This is a genomic window from Vogesella mureinivorans, from assembly GCF_007644035.1.
In the GTDB taxonomy this organism is placed as follows: domain Bacteria; phylum Pseudomonadota; class Gammaproteobacteria; order Burkholderiales; family Chromobacteriaceae; genus Vogesella; species Vogesella mureinivorans.
In genome coordinates this window covers 1-265 of record NZ_VMTV02000686.1, presented here as the reverse complement: position 1 = coordinate 265, position 265 = coordinate 1, and the positions used below count along the sequence as shown (strand labels likewise).

The following is a 265-nucleotide window of genomic DNA, read 5'->3' as shown; positions in this document are numbered from 1 at the left end:
TTACGCTTCCGCTATTAACAAAACCATTGGACAATGAAGCGCTTGAAAGTTGCTTATATCTTGGGTTATACCAACTCTTATGTACGCGTATTCCTGCACATGCAGCGATTTCAGAAACAGTCAATGCAGCTAAACAACTAGGATTTGAGCCAATGAGCGGCTTGGTCAATGCTATCCTTCGTCGTGTTTCACGTGAAACATCAGAATTTGAAACTGCGCTGAGTCAAACGCATGGCTTACCGAGTTGGCTGTTCAAACGACTAAA

1 protein-coding gene is annotated in these 265 nt (G+C 43.0%); it reads left to right on the top strand.

The genetic code is table 11. The features are described 5' to 3' along the window. Positions 1 to 265, top strand: a 265-nt coding sequence (locus tag FLQ44_RS17740) for a transcription antitermination factor NusB (protein ID WP_276607874.1), incomplete at both ends; no start/stop codon positions are given.